The sequence below is a fragment of the Paracoccus sp. NIOT.M2S5SZ12 genome (genome assembly GCF_057748165.1).
In genome coordinates this window covers 70,001-88,193 of record NZ_JBYLFR010000013.1, presented here as the reverse complement: position 1 = coordinate 88,193, position 18,193 = coordinate 70,001, and the positions used below count along the sequence as shown (strand labels likewise).

15 protein-coding genes, 1 tRNA gene and 2 rRNA genes (1 of these 18 only partly in view) are annotated in these 18,193 nt (G+C 64.8%); 12 read left to right on the top strand and 6 right to left on the bottom strand.

The genetic code is table 11. From position 1 onward, the window contains the following. The 10 genes from AC2SGK_RS13015 to AC2SGK_RS12970 all read left to right on the top strand — a co-directional run. Nucleotides 1-1,277: phage tail tape measure C-terminal domain-containing protein (locus tag AC2SGK_RS13015; protein WP_488323944.1), on the top strand; the 1,277-nt coding region annotated here is incomplete at its 5' end. Beyond that, on the top strand, nucleotides 1,277-1,903 hold the full coding sequence (locus AC2SGK_RS13010) for a phage distal tail protein, Rcc01695 family (RefSeq protein WP_488323943.1): 627 nt from the start codon (nucleotides 1,277-1,279) through the stop codon (nucleotides 1,901-1,903). The genes AC2SGK_RS13015 and AC2SGK_RS13010, both read left to right, overlap by 1 nt. Beyond that, entirely contained in the window at nucleotides 1,900-2,247 is a 348-nt protein-coding gene (locus AC2SGK_RS13005) for a hypothetical protein (RefSeq protein WP_488323942.1), read from the top strand. The genes AC2SGK_RS13010 and AC2SGK_RS13005 overlap by 4 nt, the downstream gene beginning before the upstream one ends. Further along, entirely contained in the window at nucleotides 2,240-2,371 is a 132-nt protein-coding gene (locus AC2SGK_RS13000; protein WP_488323941.1) for a hypothetical protein, read from the top strand. The genes AC2SGK_RS13005 and AC2SGK_RS13000 overlap by 8 nt, the downstream gene beginning before the upstream one ends. Nucleotides 2,372-2,375: 4 nt before the next feature. Continuing rightward, entirely contained in the window at nucleotides 2,376-3,062 is a 687-nt protein-coding gene (locus tag AC2SGK_RS12995) for a lysozyme (RefSeq protein WP_488323940.1), read from the top strand. After that, nucleotides 3,059-3,274 carry a hypothetical protein gene (locus AC2SGK_RS12990; protein WP_488323939.1) on the top strand — a complete coding sequence of 72 codons (216 nt, stop codon included), beginning with the start codon at nucleotides 3,059-3,061 and terminating at the stop codon, nucleotides 3,272-3,274. Before AC2SGK_RS12995 ends, AC2SGK_RS12990 begins: the two co-directional genes overlap by 4 nt. Continuing rightward, complete coding sequence (locus tag AC2SGK_RS12985; protein ID WP_488323938.1) at nucleotides 3,271-4,155, top strand: DUF2163 domain-containing protein; 885 nt, start codon at nucleotides 3,271-3,273, stop codon at nucleotides 4,153-4,155. Before AC2SGK_RS12990 ends, AC2SGK_RS12985 begins: the two co-directional genes overlap by 4 nt. Beyond that, nucleotides 4,152-4,601: a C40 family peptidase gene (locus AC2SGK_RS12980; protein ID WP_488323937.1), complete on the top strand. Its 450-nt coding sequence runs from the start codon at nucleotides 4,152-4,154 to the stop codon at nucleotides 4,599-4,601. Before AC2SGK_RS12985 ends, AC2SGK_RS12980 begins: the two co-directional genes overlap by 4 nt. Nucleotides 4,602-4,610: 9 nt before the next feature. After that, nucleotides 4,611-8,609, top strand: a complete 3,999-nt coding sequence (locus tag AC2SGK_RS12975) for a baseplate multidomain protein megatron (protein ID WP_488323936.1) — start codon at nucleotides 4,611-4,613, stop codon at nucleotides 8,607-8,609. 11 nt (nucleotides 8,610-8,620) lie between these two features. Then, on the top strand, nucleotides 8,621-10,543 hold the full coding sequence (locus tag AC2SGK_RS12970; RefSeq protein WP_488323935.1) for a DUF2793 domain-containing protein: 1,923 nt from the start codon (nucleotides 8,621-8,623) through the stop codon (nucleotides 10,541-10,543). A 223-nt stretch (nucleotides 10,544-10,766) separates the two neighbouring features. Here AC2SGK_RS12970 and AC2SGK_RS12965 read toward each other — a convergent pair whose 3' ends face one another. Genes AC2SGK_RS12965 through AC2SGK_RS12955 form a run of 3 tightly spaced genes read right to left on the bottom strand, consistent with a single transcriptional unit; the run spans nucleotide 10,767 to nucleotide 14,163 of the window. Further along, nucleotides 10,767-11,702 carry a plasmid partitioning protein RepB C-terminal domain-containing protein gene (locus AC2SGK_RS12965; protein ID WP_081348982.1) on the bottom strand — a complete coding sequence of 312 codons (936 nt, stop codon included), beginning with the start codon at nucleotides 11,700-11,702 and terminating at the stop codon, nucleotides 10,767-10,769. Next, on the bottom strand, nucleotides 11,699-12,592 hold the full coding sequence (locus AC2SGK_RS12960) for a ParB/RepB/Spo0J family partition protein (RefSeq protein ID WP_411838942.1): 894 nt from the start codon (nucleotides 12,590-12,592) through the stop codon (nucleotides 11,699-11,701). Before AC2SGK_RS12960 ends, AC2SGK_RS12965 begins: the two co-directional genes overlap by 4 nt. Further along, on the bottom strand, nucleotides 12,586-14,163 hold the full coding sequence (locus AC2SGK_RS12955; RefSeq protein WP_488323934.1) for a recombinase family protein: 1,578 nt from the start codon (nucleotides 14,161-14,163) through the stop codon (nucleotides 12,586-12,588). Before AC2SGK_RS12955 ends, AC2SGK_RS12960 begins: the two co-directional genes overlap by 7 nt. A 126-nt stretch (nucleotides 14,164-14,289) precedes the next feature. Between AC2SGK_RS12955 and AC2SGK_RS12950 the strand changes: the two genes are divergently transcribed. Further along, nucleotides 14,290-14,670 carry an XRE family transcriptional regulator gene (locus tag AC2SGK_RS12950; RefSeq protein WP_488323933.1) on the top strand — a complete coding sequence of 127 codons (381 nt, stop codon included), beginning with the start codon at nucleotides 14,290-14,292 and terminating at the stop codon, nucleotides 14,668-14,670. 289 nt (nucleotides 14,671-14,959) lie between these two features. After that, the gene (locus AC2SGK_RS12945; protein WP_488323932.1) at nucleotides 14,960-16,093 is read left to right on the top strand and encodes a Fic family protein; all 1,134 of its coding nucleotides are present in this window, start codon (nucleotides 14,960-14,962) and stop codon (nucleotides 16,091-16,093) included. A 133-nt stretch (nucleotides 16,094-16,226) separates the two neighbouring features. Here AC2SGK_RS12945 and AC2SGK_RS12940 read toward each other — a convergent pair. The 3 genes from AC2SGK_RS12940 to AC2SGK_RS12930 form a co-directional block, all read right to left on the bottom strand. Beyond that, nucleotides 16,227-16,303, bottom strand: a tRNA-Met gene (locus tag AC2SGK_RS12940). A 58-nt stretch (nucleotides 16,304-16,361) separates the two neighbouring features. Then, a 5S ribosomal RNA gene (gene rrf, locus AC2SGK_RS12935) occupies nucleotides 16,362-16,476 on the bottom strand. Nucleotides 16,477-16,572: 96 nt separating this feature from the next. Next, nucleotides 16,573-18,193: ribosomal RNA gene (locus AC2SGK_RS12930) — 23S ribosomal RNA — on the bottom strand; it runs 1,213 nt beyond the window's last position.

Below are 18,193 nucleotides of genomic sequence, written 5' to 3'. Positions count from 1 at the left end.
GCCTCTCGGCGCTGGAAGGCACCATCGCAGGCGTCGTCAGCTTCGGTGACCGGACGGCCGCAATCTTCCAGGGGGCCTATGACGCGGCGGTGGCGATCTGGGGCAGTCTGCCGGGCGCCATCGGCGACTTCGCCTTTCAGGCCGCGAACGGGCTGATCTCCGGTGTCGAAGCGATGCTGAATGGCGTCGTCACCCGGATCAACAGCTTCATCGAGACCCTGAACGCGGCGCTGGCGTTGCTGCCCGAATGGGCCACCGGCGAAGGCGGCGTGAGGATCGGCGTTCTCGACCCAGTAGAGCTGGGGCGCATCGGCAATCCCTTCGAGGGTGCCGCGACGGCTGCGGGCGCTGCGGCGGCGGACGCCTTTTCCGCCGCGCTGGCTCGCAGCTATCTCGAACCGCCTGACCTCGGCCTCGGCGCCATGGCCGATGACGCCCGCGCCCGAGCCGATGGCTATCGCGAGGCGGCCGGAATGCTCGCAGATGCCGCGGGTCGGCCTCTGACCAGCTGGCAGGCGCTGAAGGATGCCGTCACCGGCACGGGGACCGAGGCGGAGACCGCTCTGGCAGATGCCGCCGCCTCGGCCGATGCCCTGACAGCCGGTCTGAACGACACCGCCACCGCGGCCGATGGCGCGGGCGGCGCCGCGCGTGACGCTGGATCTGCGGCGGCCGAAAGCGCGGACACCGCCCTCACCGGTTGGCAAGCCGTCACGGCGGCGCTCGCCGACTACGCCGCCAAGGCTCGCGACATCGGCGGGGAGATCGGCAGCGCTCTGGTCGGGGCCTTCCAGAGCGCCGAGAACGCCATCGGTGACTTCGTGAAGACCGGCAAGCTCGATTTCCGCGACCTGGTCACCTCGATGATCGCCGATCTCGCCAAGCTCGCGGCGCGTCGTTTCATCCTCGGTCCCATCGCAAACGCCCTTTCCGGCGCGCTGGGCGGGGCGGGCGGGATTTTCGCGAACATACTGCATGCGGGCGGGATGGTCGGCGCCCCTGGTCCCGGCCGGATGGTCCCGGCCTTGGCCTTCACCAATGCCCCGCGCATGCACAGCGGGGGCTGGGCCGGTCTACGGCCCGATGAGGTGCCCGCAATCCTGCAACGCGGAGAGCGCGTCCTCTCCCGGCGCGAGGCGTCCGGTTACGGCCAGTCGGGCGCCTCGACGGTCAATGTCACGATCAACGCCCGCGACGCCGAGAGCTTTCGGCAATCCCGCACACAGGTGGCCAGCGACATCGCCCGCGCCGTGTCGCTAGGCCGAAGGGGGATGTGATGGCATTCCACGAAGTCCGGTTTCCGGACAACATCAGCCGCGGGGCACGCGGCGGCCCGGAACGCCGCACGCAGATCGTCGAGCTGGCAAGCGGAGCTGAGGAGCGCAACGCCAGCTGGGCCAACAGCCGCCGCCGCTACGATGTCGTCTATGGCATCCGCCGCGCCGACGATCTGGCGACGGTCGTCGCCTTCTTCGAGGCGCGGAACGGCCGTCTGCAGGGCTTCCGCTTCAAGGACTGGGCCGACTTCAAGTCCTGCCTGCCATCGCAGACGCCGGGCCCGACCAATCAGCCCATCGGCACCGGAAATGGGGCGGCCACCCTGTTCCAGCTCACCAAGCGCTACACCTCCGGCGCGCAGTCCTGGACGCGGGCCATCACCAAGCCCGTCGCCGGGACGGTGACGATCGCCTTGAATGGGGTGCCGCAAGCCTCCGGCTGGTCAGTTTCGACCACGACCGGCCTCGTCACCTTCACCACCGCCCCTGCCGCAGGCGTCGCCATCACCGCAGGCTTTGAATTCGATGTCCCCGTCCGTTTCGACACCGACGCCCTCGACGTCACCCTCGACCTCGAACGCCTCGGCTCGATCACCTCGATCCCTCTCGTGGAAATCCGCACATGAACGACGAATCCTTCTGGTCCCACCTTTGGCGCGAGATCGCCGCCTCGACGGCGCTGATGCTGGCCTTCTGGGGCGCGCTGGGCGGTGCCACCAATGCCCTGACCACCCGGATGGCGCTGCGCGAAGCCCTGCGCCATGTCCTACTCGGCGGGTTGATCGCCGCAGGGATGGGCAGTTTTTCCATGGTGATCGTGGCGGGCTGGCTCGGTCTGCCCGATGGCGCCGTCGCCGCGGGCGGGGCGGTCGGCTCGGCCGCCTACCTGGTCGGCGTCTTCGGCGCCGCCTTCATCGAACTGATCCTCGCGAGGCTCCGCCGCGCCGGGAAGGATGACGCCGATGCATGAGATCCTTCGCCTTGCCCGTTCGCTGCGCTGCGATCCCGCGGACCCCGGACAGGCCTTTGCCCACCGGCTGCGCATCGGCCTCGTGGTTGCCGTTCTGATCCTTTTCCTCTCAACCCTCGGGTAATCCCATGCAAACCTCAGATCGAGGGCTCCTTGCCCTGATCCGGCACGAAGGCGTCGTGCCCGGACCCTATCTCGACGTGAAGGACGTCTGGACCTTTGGCATCGGCCACACCGCTGCGGCCGGGCCACCCGATCCGGCGGGGATGCCGCGTGGCATGCCCGCCGACCTCGATGCCGGGATCCGCGAGGCCTTCCGGATCTTCCGCGCCGATCTCGCCGCCTACGAGGCCGAGGTGCTGCGCGCGGTGAAGGTGCCGCTCGAACCGCACGAGTTCGATGCACTGGTCAGTTTCCACTACAACACCGGCGGCATCGCCAAGGCCGCGCTGACGCGCCACCTGAACGCAGGCAACCGCGGGGCGGCCGCAGCGGCCTTCATGGGCTGGCTCAAGCCCGCCGCCATCCGGTCCCGCCGCGAGGCCGAACGCGATCTCTTCGTCAGGGGAATCTACCCGACTGGCACCATCCCGGTATGGGCCGTCGACCGCAATGGCAGGGTGGATTTCTCGCGACCGATCCGTCGGCTGACCGAGGCCGAGGCGCTGGCACTGGTGCGCCCGCCCCTCAATCCACCGTCGATCACCATCTCACCCGACCCTTCCATGGCCCCTGCCGACCCCGCGCCCGTGCAGGAGACGCCAAGCCTGACCACTCGGATTTTCACCTTCCTCAAGACCCTGATCGGAGCATGACCATGAACTGGACCCTCGCACGTGGCCTCGTCTATCTGGCCTGCCTTGTCGCCTCCGGCCTCGCCGTGGCGGGGTTGGCGGATTTCGACCTCGCCACCGGAACGCTCGATATTCGCCCCTTCAATCTCTACGCCCTGACCGGCGCGGCCGGAGGTGTCGTGTCTTCGCTCCTCGCGTCCGTGGCTCTCCTGCGCGGCTGGGGGCGGAAGTGAAATCCCTCCCTCCCGCCCTGCAGGCCCATCTCGACGACGGCACCACGACGCTCGCCTGGTGCTGGCGCATTACCCGGGCCGATGGCGTAACCTTCGGCTTCACGGACCATGACCGGACCCTGTCGTTCGACGGCACCGAGTTCGAACCGGAAAGCGGGCTGACGGCGTCGGAGGTCCGGTCGGGGTCCGATTTGTCCGTCGATGCGCAGGACGCGCAAGGCGTGCTGTCGTCGGACCGGATCACCGAGACCGACATCCTCGACGGTCGCTGGGACAATGCGGCGGTCGAGGTCTGGCGGGTGAACTGGGCAAACCCCGCGCAGCGCGTGCTTCTACGGCGCGGGGCCATCGGCCAAATCCGGCGCGGGCGGCTGGCTTTCGTGGCGGAGGTGCGGTCGCTGGCCCATGTCCTCGGTCAGACGGTCGGACGGACGTTTCAGGGCAGTTGCGACGCCGCACTGGGCGATACGCGCTGCGGCGTGGACCTCGAGGCCTCGGCGTTCAAGGGCACCGGCGCGGTGATCGATGTCCTCCGCGACCGGGCCTTCACGGCTTCGGACCTCGCCAGTTTCGCGGCGGGCTGGTTTGCCTTCGGGCTTGTCGAATGGTCGACCGGCGCCAATGCCGGGCGGCGGGTCGAGGTGCTGTCGCACGACCTCGTCGACGGCATTGCCATCCTGACACTTCTGGAAGCGCCGGTGCGTCCAATCACGGCGACGGATGCGTTCATCATCCGAGCGGGCTGCGACAAGCGGATCGCCACATGCGAGACGAAGTTTGCCAATGTCGCGAACTTCCGCGGGTTCCCGCACATTCCAGGGCAGGACGCGGTCTTGCGCTACGCCACCAAGGACGGCGGCCACGAAGGGGCGGTGCTTTGACCCCCTCGTCAGTTCCGACCGACGATCCCGCCCGCGTCATCGCCGCCGCACGATGCTGGCTTGGCACGCCCTATCATGACCAGGCCAGCCTGCGCGGGGTCGGCTGCGACTGCCTCGGCCTCGCGCGCGGTGTTTGGCGCGATGTCGTAGGGCCCGAGCCATTCCCGATCCCACCCTACAGCCGGGATTGGGGCGAGACCGGCCCGCGCGAGGTTCTGGCCGAGGGCGCGCGGCGCATGATGATCGAAGTGGAGCCCGTGGCGACCGGTCCCGGCGCTCTTATCCTGTTCCGCATGATGCCCCGCGCCATCGCCAAGCACGTAGGGATCGTCACCAGCCCCGACACTTTTCTCCATGCCTATGAGCGCCTCGGCGTGATCGAGGAACCGCTCTCGCCCACCTGGCGCCGCCGCATCGCCTTCGCCTTCCTGTTTCCCGCACGCTGAGATTTTCCCATGGCCACGCTCGTCCTCGGCGCCGTCGGTTCCGCCATCGGCGGGGCCTTTGGTGGCGCGATCCTCGGCTTTTCCGGGGCCGCAATCGGCGGTTTTATCGGCTCGACAATCGGGTCGGTGGTCGACAGCTGGATCGTGTCCTCGCTGGCCCCCGCGCAGAAGATCGAGGGCCAGCGCCTCGACAGCCTGCGGATTACTTCGGCCACCGAGGGCGCCATCGTCCCGCGCCTCTACGGTCGGATGCGCATCGGCGGCAACATCATCTGGGCCACGGATTTCCGCGAGGAGACGAAGACCACGACCCAAGGGGACGGCAAGGGCGGTGGCGGTGGCCGGGTCCAGACGACCGAATACCTCTACTACGCCAGCTTCGCTGTGGCGCTCTGCGAAGGCCCGCTCACCGGCATCGGGCGCATCTGGGCCGACGGCAAGCCGCTCGACATGACCGGCATCACCTGGCGCTGGTATCCCGGCAACGCGTCCCAGACGGCCGACCCGTTCATCGCGGCCAAGATGGGTGCCTCCAATACGCCCGCCTATCGGGGCACGGCCTATGTCGTCTTCGAGGAACTGGCGCTCTCGACCTACGGCAATCGCCTGCCGCAGCTCAGCTTCGAGGTGTTCCGGCCACTTGCCGACCCCGACACCGCCGAGGGGCTGGTCAAGGCAGTGACCATGATCCCCGCTTCGGGCGAGTTCACCTATGCGACTGAAGCGGTCCGCAAGACGGTCGGCGCCACGACCACGGTCTTCGGCCAGACCACCGGCGGCACCACCTCGGCCGAGAACCTGAACGCGCTGCCCGACGAGGCCGACATCGTCGTGGCGCTGGACCGGCTGCAGGCGATGGCCCCGGCGGTGGAAAGCGTCAGCCTCGTCGTCGCCTGGTTCGGCAATGACCTTCGCGCGGGCAACTGCACCATTAAGCCCGGCGTGGAGGTGGCGACCAAGGTTACCAGCCCGAAGGTTTGGTCCGTGAATGGCGTGGCGCGGGCGAACGCGCATCTGGTCAGCCGCGATGCAGAGGACCGGCCGGTCTATGGCGGCACGCCTGCGGATTTCGCGGTGGTTCAGGCGATCCGGGAGATGAAGGCGCGCGGGCTGCGGGTGACCTTCTATCCCTTCCTGCTGATGGACGTACCGCCCGGCAACACGCTACCGAACCCCTATTCGAACAACGCTGCCACGCCGGGCCAGCCGTCATTTCCCTGGCGCGGGCGTATCACCTGCTCCCCAGCGGCAGGTTTCGCAGGGACCGCTGACAAGACCGCCGCTGCGGCGACGCAGGTGTCCAGCTTCTTCGGCGCGGCGACCCCAGCGCAGTTCGCAGTATCGGGCGACAACGTGAACTGGACCGGCCCTGCGGGTGACTGGGGCCTGAGGCGCATGATCCTGCACTACGCCCATCTCTGCGCGGTGGCGGGCGGCGTCGATGCCTTCCTGATCGGCACCGAGATGCGGGGCCTGACCACGATCCGTTCCAGCGCCAGCGCCTATCCGGCCGTCACCGCGTTCAAGGCGCTCGCGGCGGACGTGAAGTCGATCCTCGGGCCGGGCACCAAGGTGGGTTACGCCTCGGACTGGTCGGAGTATTTCGGTCATCAGCCCGGTGACGGCAGCGGCGATGTCTATTTCCACCTCGACCTGCTCTGGTCGGATGCCAACATCGATTTCATCGGCATCGATAACTACATGCCGCTCTCCGACTGGCGCGACGGTTTCGACCATGCCGACGCCCTCGAGGGCTGGCCCGGCATCCATGACCGGGCCTACCTGCAGGCCAACATTGCCGGGGGCGAGGGCTTCGACTGGTTCTACGCCAGCGCCGCAGACCGGTCGGCCCAGATCCGGACGCCGATCACGGATGGCGCTGAGGGCAAACCGTGGGTGTTCCGTTACAAGGATCTGCGCGCCTGGTGGTCGAACCTGCATTTCAACCGCCCGGGCGGGGTCGAGAGTGGCACGCCCACCGCATGGGTGCCGCAGTCGAAGCCCGTGTGGTTCACGGAACTGGGGTGCCCCGCCATCGACCGGGGCACAAACCAGCCGAATGTCTTCTTCGACCCGAAGTCGTCCGAGAGCTTCACGCCCTACTTCTCCCGCGGCTGGCGAGATGACGCGATCCAGCGCGCCTATCTGGAGGCCAGTTACCTGTGGTGGGGATCCCCGGCCAACAATCCGGTGTCCGCGATCTACGGCGGCCGGATGGTGCATGTCCCGGAATGCGCTGCCTGGACCTGGGACGCGCGCCCCTATCCGTTCTTTCCCGAACTGACCGGGGTCTGGACCGATGGCCCGAACTGGCGGCTCGGTCACTGGCTGACCGGCAGGCTGGGCGCGGTGTCGCTGGCGGCTCTCGTGCGCCACCTCTGCCTGCGCGCTGGGCTTGATGAGGCGCTGATCGACGTTTCCGGCCTCTGGGGCGCGGTCGAGGGATATGTGATCGGGGCCCTCGAAAGCCCTCGCGCATCGATTTCCACGCTGGCCCGGCATTTCGGCTTCGATGCCATCGAGACCGAGGGCGTGATCCGCTTTGTCATGCGCGGCCGCGCCTCGGTCGCGACGCTGGCCATTGATGACCTGGTCTCCAGCCGTGAGGGCGAGGCCTTCGAGCTGACCCGCGGACAGGAGACCGAACTGCCGCAGGCGCTGAAGTGGCAGGTGGCGCGGGCTGACGAGGACTATGACGCTGCGCTGGTCGAGGCGCGGCGCATCACGGTCGACACCACCCGTATCGCGTCCGAGTCCTTCCCGATGGCGATCCCTCCCGAGGAAGCGGAACGCCGCTGCCGCCGCGCGCTGATGGAAACCTGGATCGGCCGGGAAAGCGCCACCTTCCGCCTGCCGCCTTCGCGTCTGGTACTCGATCCCGCCGACGTCATCCGGCTCGCCCATGACGGCCGCGAGGTCGAGTTCCGCCTGGTGTCCGTCGCCGATTCTGAGGCGCGCGGGATCGAGGCGGTGCGTCAGGACCGCGCCACCTACGATCTGCCACCCGGCGATCCTCGCCCGGCCTCGCTCGCCAGCCCCGTCGTCTTCGGCACGCCCGAGGTAGTGATTCTGGACCTTCCGCAGCTTTCCGAGGACCAGCCTGCCCATCGCCCCCTGATTGCCACCCATGCCAGCCCTTGGCCGGGTGAGATCGCGGTGTTCCGCAGCGCCTCCACGGATGGGTTCAACCTGCTGAGCACCTTCGGCAGTCGGGCTCGGATCGGGACGCTGGCATTCGACTTCTTTCCGGGGCCGACCTCGCGCTTCGATCTCGGCAACGCGCTGGTGGTCGATCTCCTGTCTGGAACGCTGGAAAGCGTGACAGACGTGGCCCTATTCGGCGGGGCGAATGCGCTGGCGGTCGAGGCGGCGGCCGGGGTCTGGGAGATCGTCCAGGCGGGCGCGTCCGAACTGATCGCGCCCGGCCGCTATCGCCTGACCCGGCTCCTGCGCGGCCAGCGCGGGACAGAACATGCAATGGGCAACCCGGCCCCAGCCGGAGCGCGGGTCGTGGTGCTGGACGCAACGATGGCCTCGCTGCCCATTGCCGAGGCTGACCTTGGCTTGCCGTGGAACTGGCGCGTGGGCCCGGCCGCACGGGCGGTGAGCGACGACAGCTTTGCCGCACTAGGGTTCACCCCGACCGGGCGGGGCCTCGTGCCCTTCGCCCCGGTCCATGTCGAACAGCCGTGGCGGATCGCGCGCAGCCCGGGCGATCTGACCATCCGCTGGACGCGCCGATCCCGCGCGCTGGTCGCCGATGCCTGGGAGCAGGTCGAGGTGCCGTTGGCCGAGGACCTGGAAAGCTACGACGTGCAGATCCTCGACGGGACGACTGTCAAGCGCACGCTGACCAGCAGCATAGCCTCGGTCCTCTACACCGCCACGCAGCAGACCACTGATTGGGGTGCGCCGTTCGGGCCCGGCCAGACGCTGGCGATCCGCATCTATCAGCTTTCGAACCGCTTCGGCCGCGGCACCCCCGCGAGCCTGACCCTTCAGTTCTGACAGGAACCCCCATGTCCGACACCACGACACATCTGGGCCTGCCGTATCTTCTGGCCGCCCAAGCCCAGAAGCATGTCACCCACAACGAAGCCCTGCGCCTGCTTGATGCCATGGTGCAGCTTTCCGTCCTTGATCGGATGCGCACCGCGCCACCGGCCAGCCCGGCCGACGGCAACCGCCATCTGGTGGCCTCCGGAGCGACCGGCCTCTGGGCAGGATTGGATCTGAACATCGCGTTCTGGATCGACGGTGCATGGATCCGGCTGGTGCCACGCACCGGCTGGCTGGTCTGGGTCGCAGCAGAGGGGCTGTTCCTCGTCTGGACCGGCAGCGCATGGGAGGTGGTGGGCGAGCCGCGCGACGTCTCGGACGCCGTGTTCAGCCTGGTGAACGAGGCGGACCCGACGAAGAAGGCGACCTTCTCGCTGGCGGGCATCAGCGCCGGGACGACGCGCAGCTTTACGTTGCCTAACACCTCGTCCGAACTGGCAATCCTGGCGGGAACGCAGACCTTCACCGGTAACAAGACCTTCTCGGGAACGCTGACCGCTTCGGGCACGGTCACGGTGTCGGCGGCCAGCGCCTCGATCGGCACGGCGACGACCACCGCCACCTATGGGATTGGCACCGGGGCCACGAGCACAGGCGTGACCAAGACGGTGAACCTCGGCACGGGCGGCGCGTCCGGATCGACCACGGTCGTCAACATCGGCTCGGCGACCGCTGGGGCGGGCGGTACGACGGTGCTGAACACGCCGACGGTGACCTTCGCGAATGCCGTGACGCAGGTCGGCATGCCCCAAGCCAACCTGACGGCGCAACTCTTGGGCCTCGGCGGGGCCTCGGCCGACAGCTACAACCGCATCTCGGTCAACACGCCTGCGGTGCTGCTGAACAACGCAGGCGCAGGTATCGAAGCCACCGTGAATAAGGCCTCAGCCGGGAACGACGCCGCCTTCGCTTTCAAGAGCGGCTTCTCGGCCCGCGCGCTGATCGGTCTCCTCGGCAATGACGACTTCAGCTTCAAGGTCAGCCCGGACGGATCCACGTTCTTCGACGCGATTCGTATCGACCGCACCAACGGCCAGGTGGAACTGCCGCAGCCGACCGTTCTGCCGGGACTGGCAGCAGCGCCGTCACCTCCGCCTGCAGGCAAGGCCTCCGTCTACGCGCGCAGCCGCGCCGGGGCGCCGTGGATCGACGTCATGCGCCCCTCTGGGCGGGATTTTCCTCTGCAACCCCACTTCGGGGTGAACCGCATCGCGAACTGGTCTCCTTCGACCGGCACCACGATCACGACCGAAGGCCTGCCGATCACCTCGGTCGGCACCGTTTCGACGCCCACGCTGGCCGTAACGAACCTTGCGACCTCCATGCGGCGCTGGCGCCTGACCTCGGCGGCGGTGGTGGACTCGGTCGCCGACCAGCGCTCCGCAGGCTGGGCCTGCTGGCGCGGGAACGCGGCCGGGCTGGGTGGCTGGACCTTCGTGACGCGAATTTCGCTGACGACGCTGCAGGCGACCGGGATGGGGTTCTTCGGCCTCTACGGATCGACCGCAGCGCTTGCCACCACCCTGACGCTGGCCGCTGCCATCAACTGCATCGGAATCGGCTTTCAGCGCGGCACCCATGCCAACTGGCAGCTGGTCGCCAATGACGGGACCGGAGCACCGACGCTCACCGACATGGGCGCGAGCTTTGCCATTGCCACCGGTGGTGTCGTGACCCTGTTCATCGCTGCGCCGCCGAACGGTTCGTCGGTTTGGGTCCGAGCTGTGAATGAGGTCACTGGCGCCGTCTTCGAACAGGAAATCACCGCCGATCTGCCCGCCGCGACGCAGTTCCTGTCGCCGCGGCTGTTCCTGAACACCGGCGCCACGGCCGCCGCCGTCGCCTGCGACTGCGCTGGGGTATACGTCGAGACGGACTTCTAGGGCGGCGGGCGCATTCGTCCCCCCCAGCGGATGCGCCCGCCCCTTTCAATGGCCGGAAGCCGACCATTGGGCTGGCGAAAGCTCGAGCCAGCCTGGCGGGCTCCGAGCGGGTTCGCCGCCATCCCCGCCGCCGCGCTTGATCCGGCCCTCTGTCCAGCGTCTCCTGCGGTCCCCGCGCTTTCGGGTCCGGGTCCCCATCGTCGAAAGAAGGAAAGTTGCCGAACTACTCGGTCTCGATCCTCCTCGCTTCCGTCGTGGACGCAGGCTGCACGAGGCCCGCCACGATCTGGCGAAACTCGCCGAGGATTTCACCGTGGTTCTTGTCGAGGTAGCGGGCGAGACGGTCATTCTGCAAAAGCCGCTCGACATAGCGACCGGCCACCACCAGCCGAAGGTGATCTGGCCCAAGGGTGCCTTCGATAAGCTTTATGTTCTTTTGCAGGTTGGCCATCTCGGCCTTCATTCGCTCGGCTTGTTCGCGTGTTACGCCTGCAGGTGGCTTCTTTGCAGCCGGGTCAACCAGGTCTGTGGCGTCAGATGCTGCGAGGATCGCCTCGACATAGGGCACCGTGTAGTTGTTAGCCGCGATCATCAGTTCTGCCGCCTGAATCTGCCGCAGGGGCTTCATCTTCCGCAGGGACCGGAAGCTGTTGATCGGGCAGTGGCGGGCCTTCAGCAGTTCGGCCGCCTCCGGACAGATGCCATTCAGCAGGGTCCGCTTCTGTCGGATCAACGCGATGTTCACATTCAAGGCTGCCGCGATACGGGCCTCCGATACGCCGCGCTCGACCGCGCGCAGGATCATCTTGTGCTCCTGGATCGTGGCGAGGCGGCTGATGCGCTTGTTGTAGGTGAAGGATTCGTCGTCGGTCGCCACCAGGCAGGTGACGGTCGTCTCGCCCATTTCCTTCAGAACATGCAGCCGAACATGGCCATCCAGAAGGATGAAGGAGCCGTCCTGCCCAAGCGCGCGGGCGACCACCGGCGGTTCGATCAGCCCGACCTCGCGGATCGACGCGGCGATCTGCCCATATTTCTGACTCTTGGGCACGGTGACTGGCAACTGCTTGACCGGAAGGATCGCATCAATCGGGATCGTGCGCAGGTTCGCCTCGAATCCCGGGCTCTTCGGCGGAGGCATTTTTCCTGTCTGTGTCATGCTCTTGGTTCCCGCAACCCGTCGATGATGATGCGCGGCAAGCTGTCGAGGCCCTCGGCACGGAGCAGCGTCAGAAAGTTCTCGTCCTTCAGCAGAGACTGAAATGCCGCATCGAGAAACAGCAAGCTGCTCCGCGTCGCTTGTGCCCTCCGAACCATGTCCTGCTGACGCTCCGCCTCGGCGCGATAGGCTTTGACCAGCGCGGCAGATGTCATTCGCGCTCGTGGCTGTTTGTTGCGCGCACCACCTCGCTGCTTGCCATGGCGCTGGCGCAACTCAACCAGCCGCCGCGCTTCCAGAAGCTTCTTCCCGCGCAGTTCACCCGAGGCATAGGCGGCCTCAAGCGCCTTCTGCACGTCCTTCTCCTCGGCACGCGTGATGTAGAGCGCGACGCTGAGCGGCATCTGCCCGGTTTCGACCGCGATCAGCAGGCGTTCTTCACCGTTTGCGATCAACTCGCCGATTTCATGGACATAGGCGAGGGAAAGCCCCGTCTTGTCGGCGATCTGATGATCCGAGTAGCCCCGGTCGCGCAGGATGGCGATGTCCTGCAACAGCTCGAGCGGCCGCTGCTGGCGGCGGGCGATGTTCTCGATCACGCTGCGCAGAAGGCGCTCGGGCTCGCTCGCATCCACGACGATGGCCGGAATCTGGGTTTCCCCAAGGGCGACATAAGCCTCCATCCGACCCTGACCGCAGACCAGACGATAGGACACTCCCGCCTCTTCATCGACCCGGGCGACGGTGATCGGCTTTTTCAGCCCAACCCTGCCGATACTGTCGACAAGCGCGCGGAAGGTCTTTTCCGACCGTTCGCGCGGGTTTTCCACGGTAATGGAGGCAATCGGGATCATCTGCACTTCGTCCTGCATCTCGACTTCGCTCACCATGGTGTCACCTCGGCAACCGGAACGCGGCGGGCCATGTCGAAGAAGAAATCCAGCGTTTCAAATCGGAAAGCGTCCAGCATCAGGCCATTCTCCTCGGCAAGCCCCAGGGGTTTTGTTCGCATCTCGAATTGGGGCAGCAGGTAATAGTCGAGCGCGGCGGTGTTCGTTCGGTCCATCCGGATGGCGATGGTGATGTCGGGCACGAGGCCGGTGTCGAAACGGATTTTCCAGCGCAGGCCGCCGGTGGAGGTTTCGCGACAGCGGGCGACAGCGACGGAGACGGTGAATTCGCCATTGATCGTCAGCAGGTCGGTCGCCGGATTTCGCGTCACGGTGCCGCCGAGTCGGGTGATCTCGCGGATCACACGCTCCACCTCGTCGCCGTGGAACAGCCGCAGCAAGCGATTCACTTCGATGTAGTGGTAGTCCCGGTCCGGTGTGAAGCCAACGAGGGAATAGGCCCGGATCAGGCTGCCGAACCGGTGGGCATAGGCGCCGCTGGACGGCATTCCGTCGGCCTCGTCGATCACCAGACCGGATATGTAGCCGTGGCGCTGGAACAGCCGGGTCAGGCGATCCAGCATTTCCTCGTCCGAGAATCGGCGGTTTCGGGCGGCGATGATCGCCTGCACCTTCTGAAACTGTTTCGGTTCGACGATGGCATCGAACGCCCCTTCCGACCGGATCCACATCTCAGGGCCATTCGCGACCCGCTTCTGCTTCAGCTTGAAGGAGCGCCGGTTGTAGACGTTGTTGCCGATGTATTTCTCGTTGGTCAGGATCTGCTGCACGGTGGCGCGGGTCCACATCCGGCCAAGATCGGTCAGGATCCCGCGCTCGTTCAATTCGGCGGCGATTTCGCTTTCCGAACGGCCGTGTTTCAGGAAACGGCTGTAGATCCAGCGGACGGTTTTCACCTCTGCTACGGGCCCGGGCACCAGGATCACCCGGTCTGTCTGCAAGCTCTTGTGCTCACCACGCTTCAGCTCGGCCTTCACCTCGCCGCGTTCGTCAAGCAGGACCCGGCGAAGGCCAAAGCCCGCCGTACCGCCCTGACGGAAGCCGCGTTCGATCAGGCGGCACTGTCCGATGAAGACCTTGTTGGAAAGTTCCCGGCTGTATTCCCCCGCCATTGCGCGCTTGACGCTCTTGACGATCGTGGCGACCGGGCCGCCGTCATTTTCGAATTGCTCGGCGCAATACTCGACCTGCTTGTTTGCGCGACGGCAGATGTATTCGTAATAGGCGGATTCATCGGCATCCTGAAACCGGCCCCACCGGCTGACGTCATAGACAAGGATCACCTCGAAATCCGCGGTTCCGTCCTGCACATCCTGGATCAACTGTTGCAGCGCTTCGCGCCCCTCGATCCTCAGCCCGCTCTTTCCGGCATCGGCATAGGAACGGACCAATTCAAAGCCGCGTTCCTCCGCATATCTGCGGATCGCATCCGACTGGTTCTCGGTCGAGTATTTCTGATGGTCCGTGGACATGCGGACATATTCGGCCGCACGGCGCTTTGGCGGGGAGTTCGCCGGTTCTTTTGTTGAGGGCGGCTCTCTGCCTGCCATTCCCGTCTCCAGATCAGTTCATGCAGGCGTCTCCGTCTGGTCGGACCCGGGGTATTGGCTGGGGCGCAAAATGGAATCTGCCGCTGTGTTGTCTTCCCCAAAGGTTTACCGGAGGAGGACGCCGCGATGCGGATCAAGATGGGCACATCTGTGCCGAAAATGGGCACAACTGTGCACCTAGACGCGGATCAGGCCGCCTATCGCAAGGCCATTGCCGACACCCTGCGGCGCGAACTGGGGCCCACACATCAGGCCATCAAGACAGTGATGCGCTGGACCGGAGCGAGTGAGCGGGCGGCCAAGTACTGGCTGTCTGGCGAACGCGGGCCGAGCGGGGAGCATCTGATCCGGCTCGCGCAGCATTCCGATGCGGTGTTGATCACCATCCTGACCTTGGCCGAGCGACTGTCGGAGAAGCCGCGGCAGCACAGATGTGCCGGTTGCCCCGCGCGCGACCTGGTGTTGCAGAACCTCGGACAGGAATGGAAATTGTCCGAGGGTTCCTGACACGCAAGGGAGCGGCCGGACTCAGCCCGACCCAGTCGTTCAGGAAACAGGTCACCATGACGTTCATGCGGAGATTAGACCCTCTATTCTCCGCACGAGTTGCGGCGAATGACAGGAGATCATGCTTTGATACCATTTTCCTGCCAGTCTCTGTCACCAATCTGGCTTGACGGCAGACCCCTGGCGACAACGCCCCTTGGTGTCAGAATGGATCCATATTCTGTTGCCAAGCGCACTTGTCGTGACTAGGTTGGCGTCAAACCCCGTTGATGACAGAATCGGCACAACTATGATCACCAAACCTTACGATCTTACGGGTGCCGTCACCTATCACATCGGCACCTTTCCCCCGCCCGCCCTCGACTACGAGGTGCTGCTCGGGCCGCTCGAAGAGGCAGCCGCCTCGCTTGCGCGGTACGACACCAAGATGTCAGGCATGATGAACAGCGAGTTGTTCCTCGCCCCCCTGCGTCGCCAGGACGCGGTAACGTCTTCCCGGATGGAGGGGACGATCTCGACCATCGAGGAACTGTACCGGCTGGAGGCCGAGGAAGATGCGGGTAGCGCCGACCCCTACCGGGAAGCGCGCAACGACGACGTCGAGACCTACCTTTACTCCCGCGCATTGCGGAATGCCCAGCAGGCCCTCGCCGAGGGCGCCCCGCTTGGCGAACACCTGATCCGGACCGCCCACCAGCAGCTGCTGTCCTTTGGAAGGGGGGCCCGCAAGCGCCCCGGCAGCTACAAGGTCGAACAGAATTACATCGGAGATGAACGGCGGGGAAAGATTTATTACGTCCCGATAGCCCCCGAGCAATTGGGCCCGGCGATGGCCGAACTCGTCCGCTACATCAACGAAAGCACGATGCGGCCATTGATCCGCACCGCCATCGCGCATGTCGAATTCGAGGCCCTGCATCCGTTCGAGGACGGCAACGGCCGGATCGGCCGCATGCTGATCACGCTGATGCTGTGGAAACTCGGCGTCCTGCATCAGCCGAACTTCTTCGTCTCGGGCTACTTCGAAGCCAACAAGGACGAATACATCGAACGAATGCGCGCGGTCTCGGCCATCGGCGATTGGACCGGCTGGGTCGTATTCTTCCTCAAGGCGATGCACGCCCAGGCGACGGTGAACATCCAGACCGCGGACGCCATCTTCCGCCTTCACGGCGAGATGCGGGAACGGTTCCGCGAAGTGCTTAACTCACAGTTCCACGATCAGGCGCTGGACTTCGTCTTCGCGAGCCCGATCTTCCGCAACGACCGCTTCGTGGAACGCTCGGGGATCCCACCGTCCTCCGCGCGCGCGCTGTCCCGGCGGTTGGTCGAGGCTGGCATGCTGCGCACCATTGAACCGGCTTCGGGGCGACGCGCGGCGATGTACGCCTTTGATCCGCTGCTTGATCTGTTGAAGGTGTGAAGGTCATGGCCACGATCAAGTTGCCCGTCGATGGGGGGCTCGGTAAACGTTGACCAGGTGTTGACAAGAATTTGGAATGACAAAAGCCGAGCGTTATGCTCGGCTTTGAAGTCTTTGTTATTTAACAGTAATTTGGTTGCGGGGACAGGATTTGAACCTGTGACCTTCAGGTTATGAGCCTGACGAGCTACCGGGCTGCTCTACCCCGCGCCATGTGTGTCCTGATCGGGTTTTTTATCGTTTCAGAGAGATATGCGTTTCTTTCCAGGTCTGGCGGTGACCTACTCTCCCACGTCTTGAGACGCAGTACCATCGGCGCAGCGGCACTTAACGGCCGAGTTCGGGATGGGATCGGGTGTTTTGCTCGCGCTAGGGCCACCAGACCAGGAAAGAAACGCTCAGCGCCGGATCCCCTTCGGGGATCTGATATTGTCCAAGGATGCTTTGGAGGAAGGAGGATAATCCTGCTTCTTCCGGATCAAATCAAGCCTATCGAGCCATTAGTACCGGTCAACTGAATGCATTGCTGCACTTACATCTCCGGCCTATCGACGTGGTGGTCTTCCACGGCTCTCAAGGGAGACCTTGTTTTGAGGGGGGCTTCACGCTTAGATGCCTTCAGCGTTTATCCTGTCCGTTCATAGCTACCCTGCACTGCCGTTGGCACGACAACAGGTCCACCAGTGGAACGTTCACCCCGGTCCTCTCGTACTAGGGGCAACTCCTCTCAAGTCTCCAACACCCACGGCAGATAGGGACCGAACTGTCTCACGACGTTCTAAACCCAGCTCACGTACCTCTTTAAATGGCGAACAGCCATACCCTTGGGACCTGCTCCAGCCCCAGGATGAGATGAGCCGACATCGAGGTGCCAAACGATGCCGTCGATATGGACTCTTGGGCATCATCAGCCTGTTATCCCCAGCGTACCTTTTATCCGTTGAGCGATGGCCCTTCCACTCGGGACCACCGGATCACTATGGCCGACTTTCGTCTCTGCTCGACTTGTCAGTCTTGCAGTCAGGCTGGCTTCTGCCATTGCACTCAACGAGCGATTTCCGACCGCTCTGAGCCAACCTTCGCGCGCCTCCGTTACTGTTTGGGAGGCGACCGCCCCAGTCAAACTACCCACCACGCAGGGTCCCGGACCCGGATAACGGGCCGCGGTTAGACATCAAGAGTGCGAAGGGCGGTATCTCAAGGATGGCTCCACGGGAACTGGCGTCCCCGTTTCAAAGCCTACCGCCTATCCTGCACATCGCAATCCTGATGCCAGTGCGAAGTTGTAGTAAAGGTGCATGGGGTCTTTCCGTCTAACCGCGGGAAGTCTGCATCTTCACAGACAATTCAATTTCGCTGAGTCCACATTTGAGACAGCGGGGAAGTCGTTACGCCATTCGTGCAGGTCGGAACTTACCCGACAAGGAATTTCGCTACCTTAGGACCGTTATAGTTACGGCCGCCGTTTACCGGGGCTTCAATTCAATGCTTGCACATCTCCTTTTAACCTTCCGGCACCGGGCAGGCGTCAGACCCTATACGTCGTCTTACGACTTCGCAGAGCCCTGTGTTTTTAGTAAACAGTCGCCACCCCCTGGTTTGTGCCCCCGGCCTCTGCTTGCGCAAAAACCGGGCCTCCTTCTCGCGAACTTACGGAGGTATTTTGCCGAGTTCCTTAAATGTGGTTCTCTCAAGCGCCTTGGTATTCTCTACCAGTCCACCTGTGTCGGTTTCGGGTACGGTCTTGTGGAGGGCTATTTCCAGGGACCACTCACCAGCCCTTCCAATCCGATAAGGAAGAACGAGCTCTGTGATCCGTCACCATCTCCTGGCCCAGGAATATTAACCTGGTTCCCATCGACTACGCCTTTCGGCCTCGCCTTAGGGGCCGGCTTACCCTGCTCAGATTAGCTTTAAGCAGGAACCCTTGGACTTTCGGCGACAGGGTCTCTCACCCTGTTTGTCGCTACTCATGTCAACATTCTCACTTCTGATCACTCCACCGGTTGCCTCACGGCCCGGCTTCACAGTCAGAACATTGCCTCCGTTGATCCGTGAGGATCAAAAGAGGCAGCGTTCTATATCACAGAACGCTCCGCT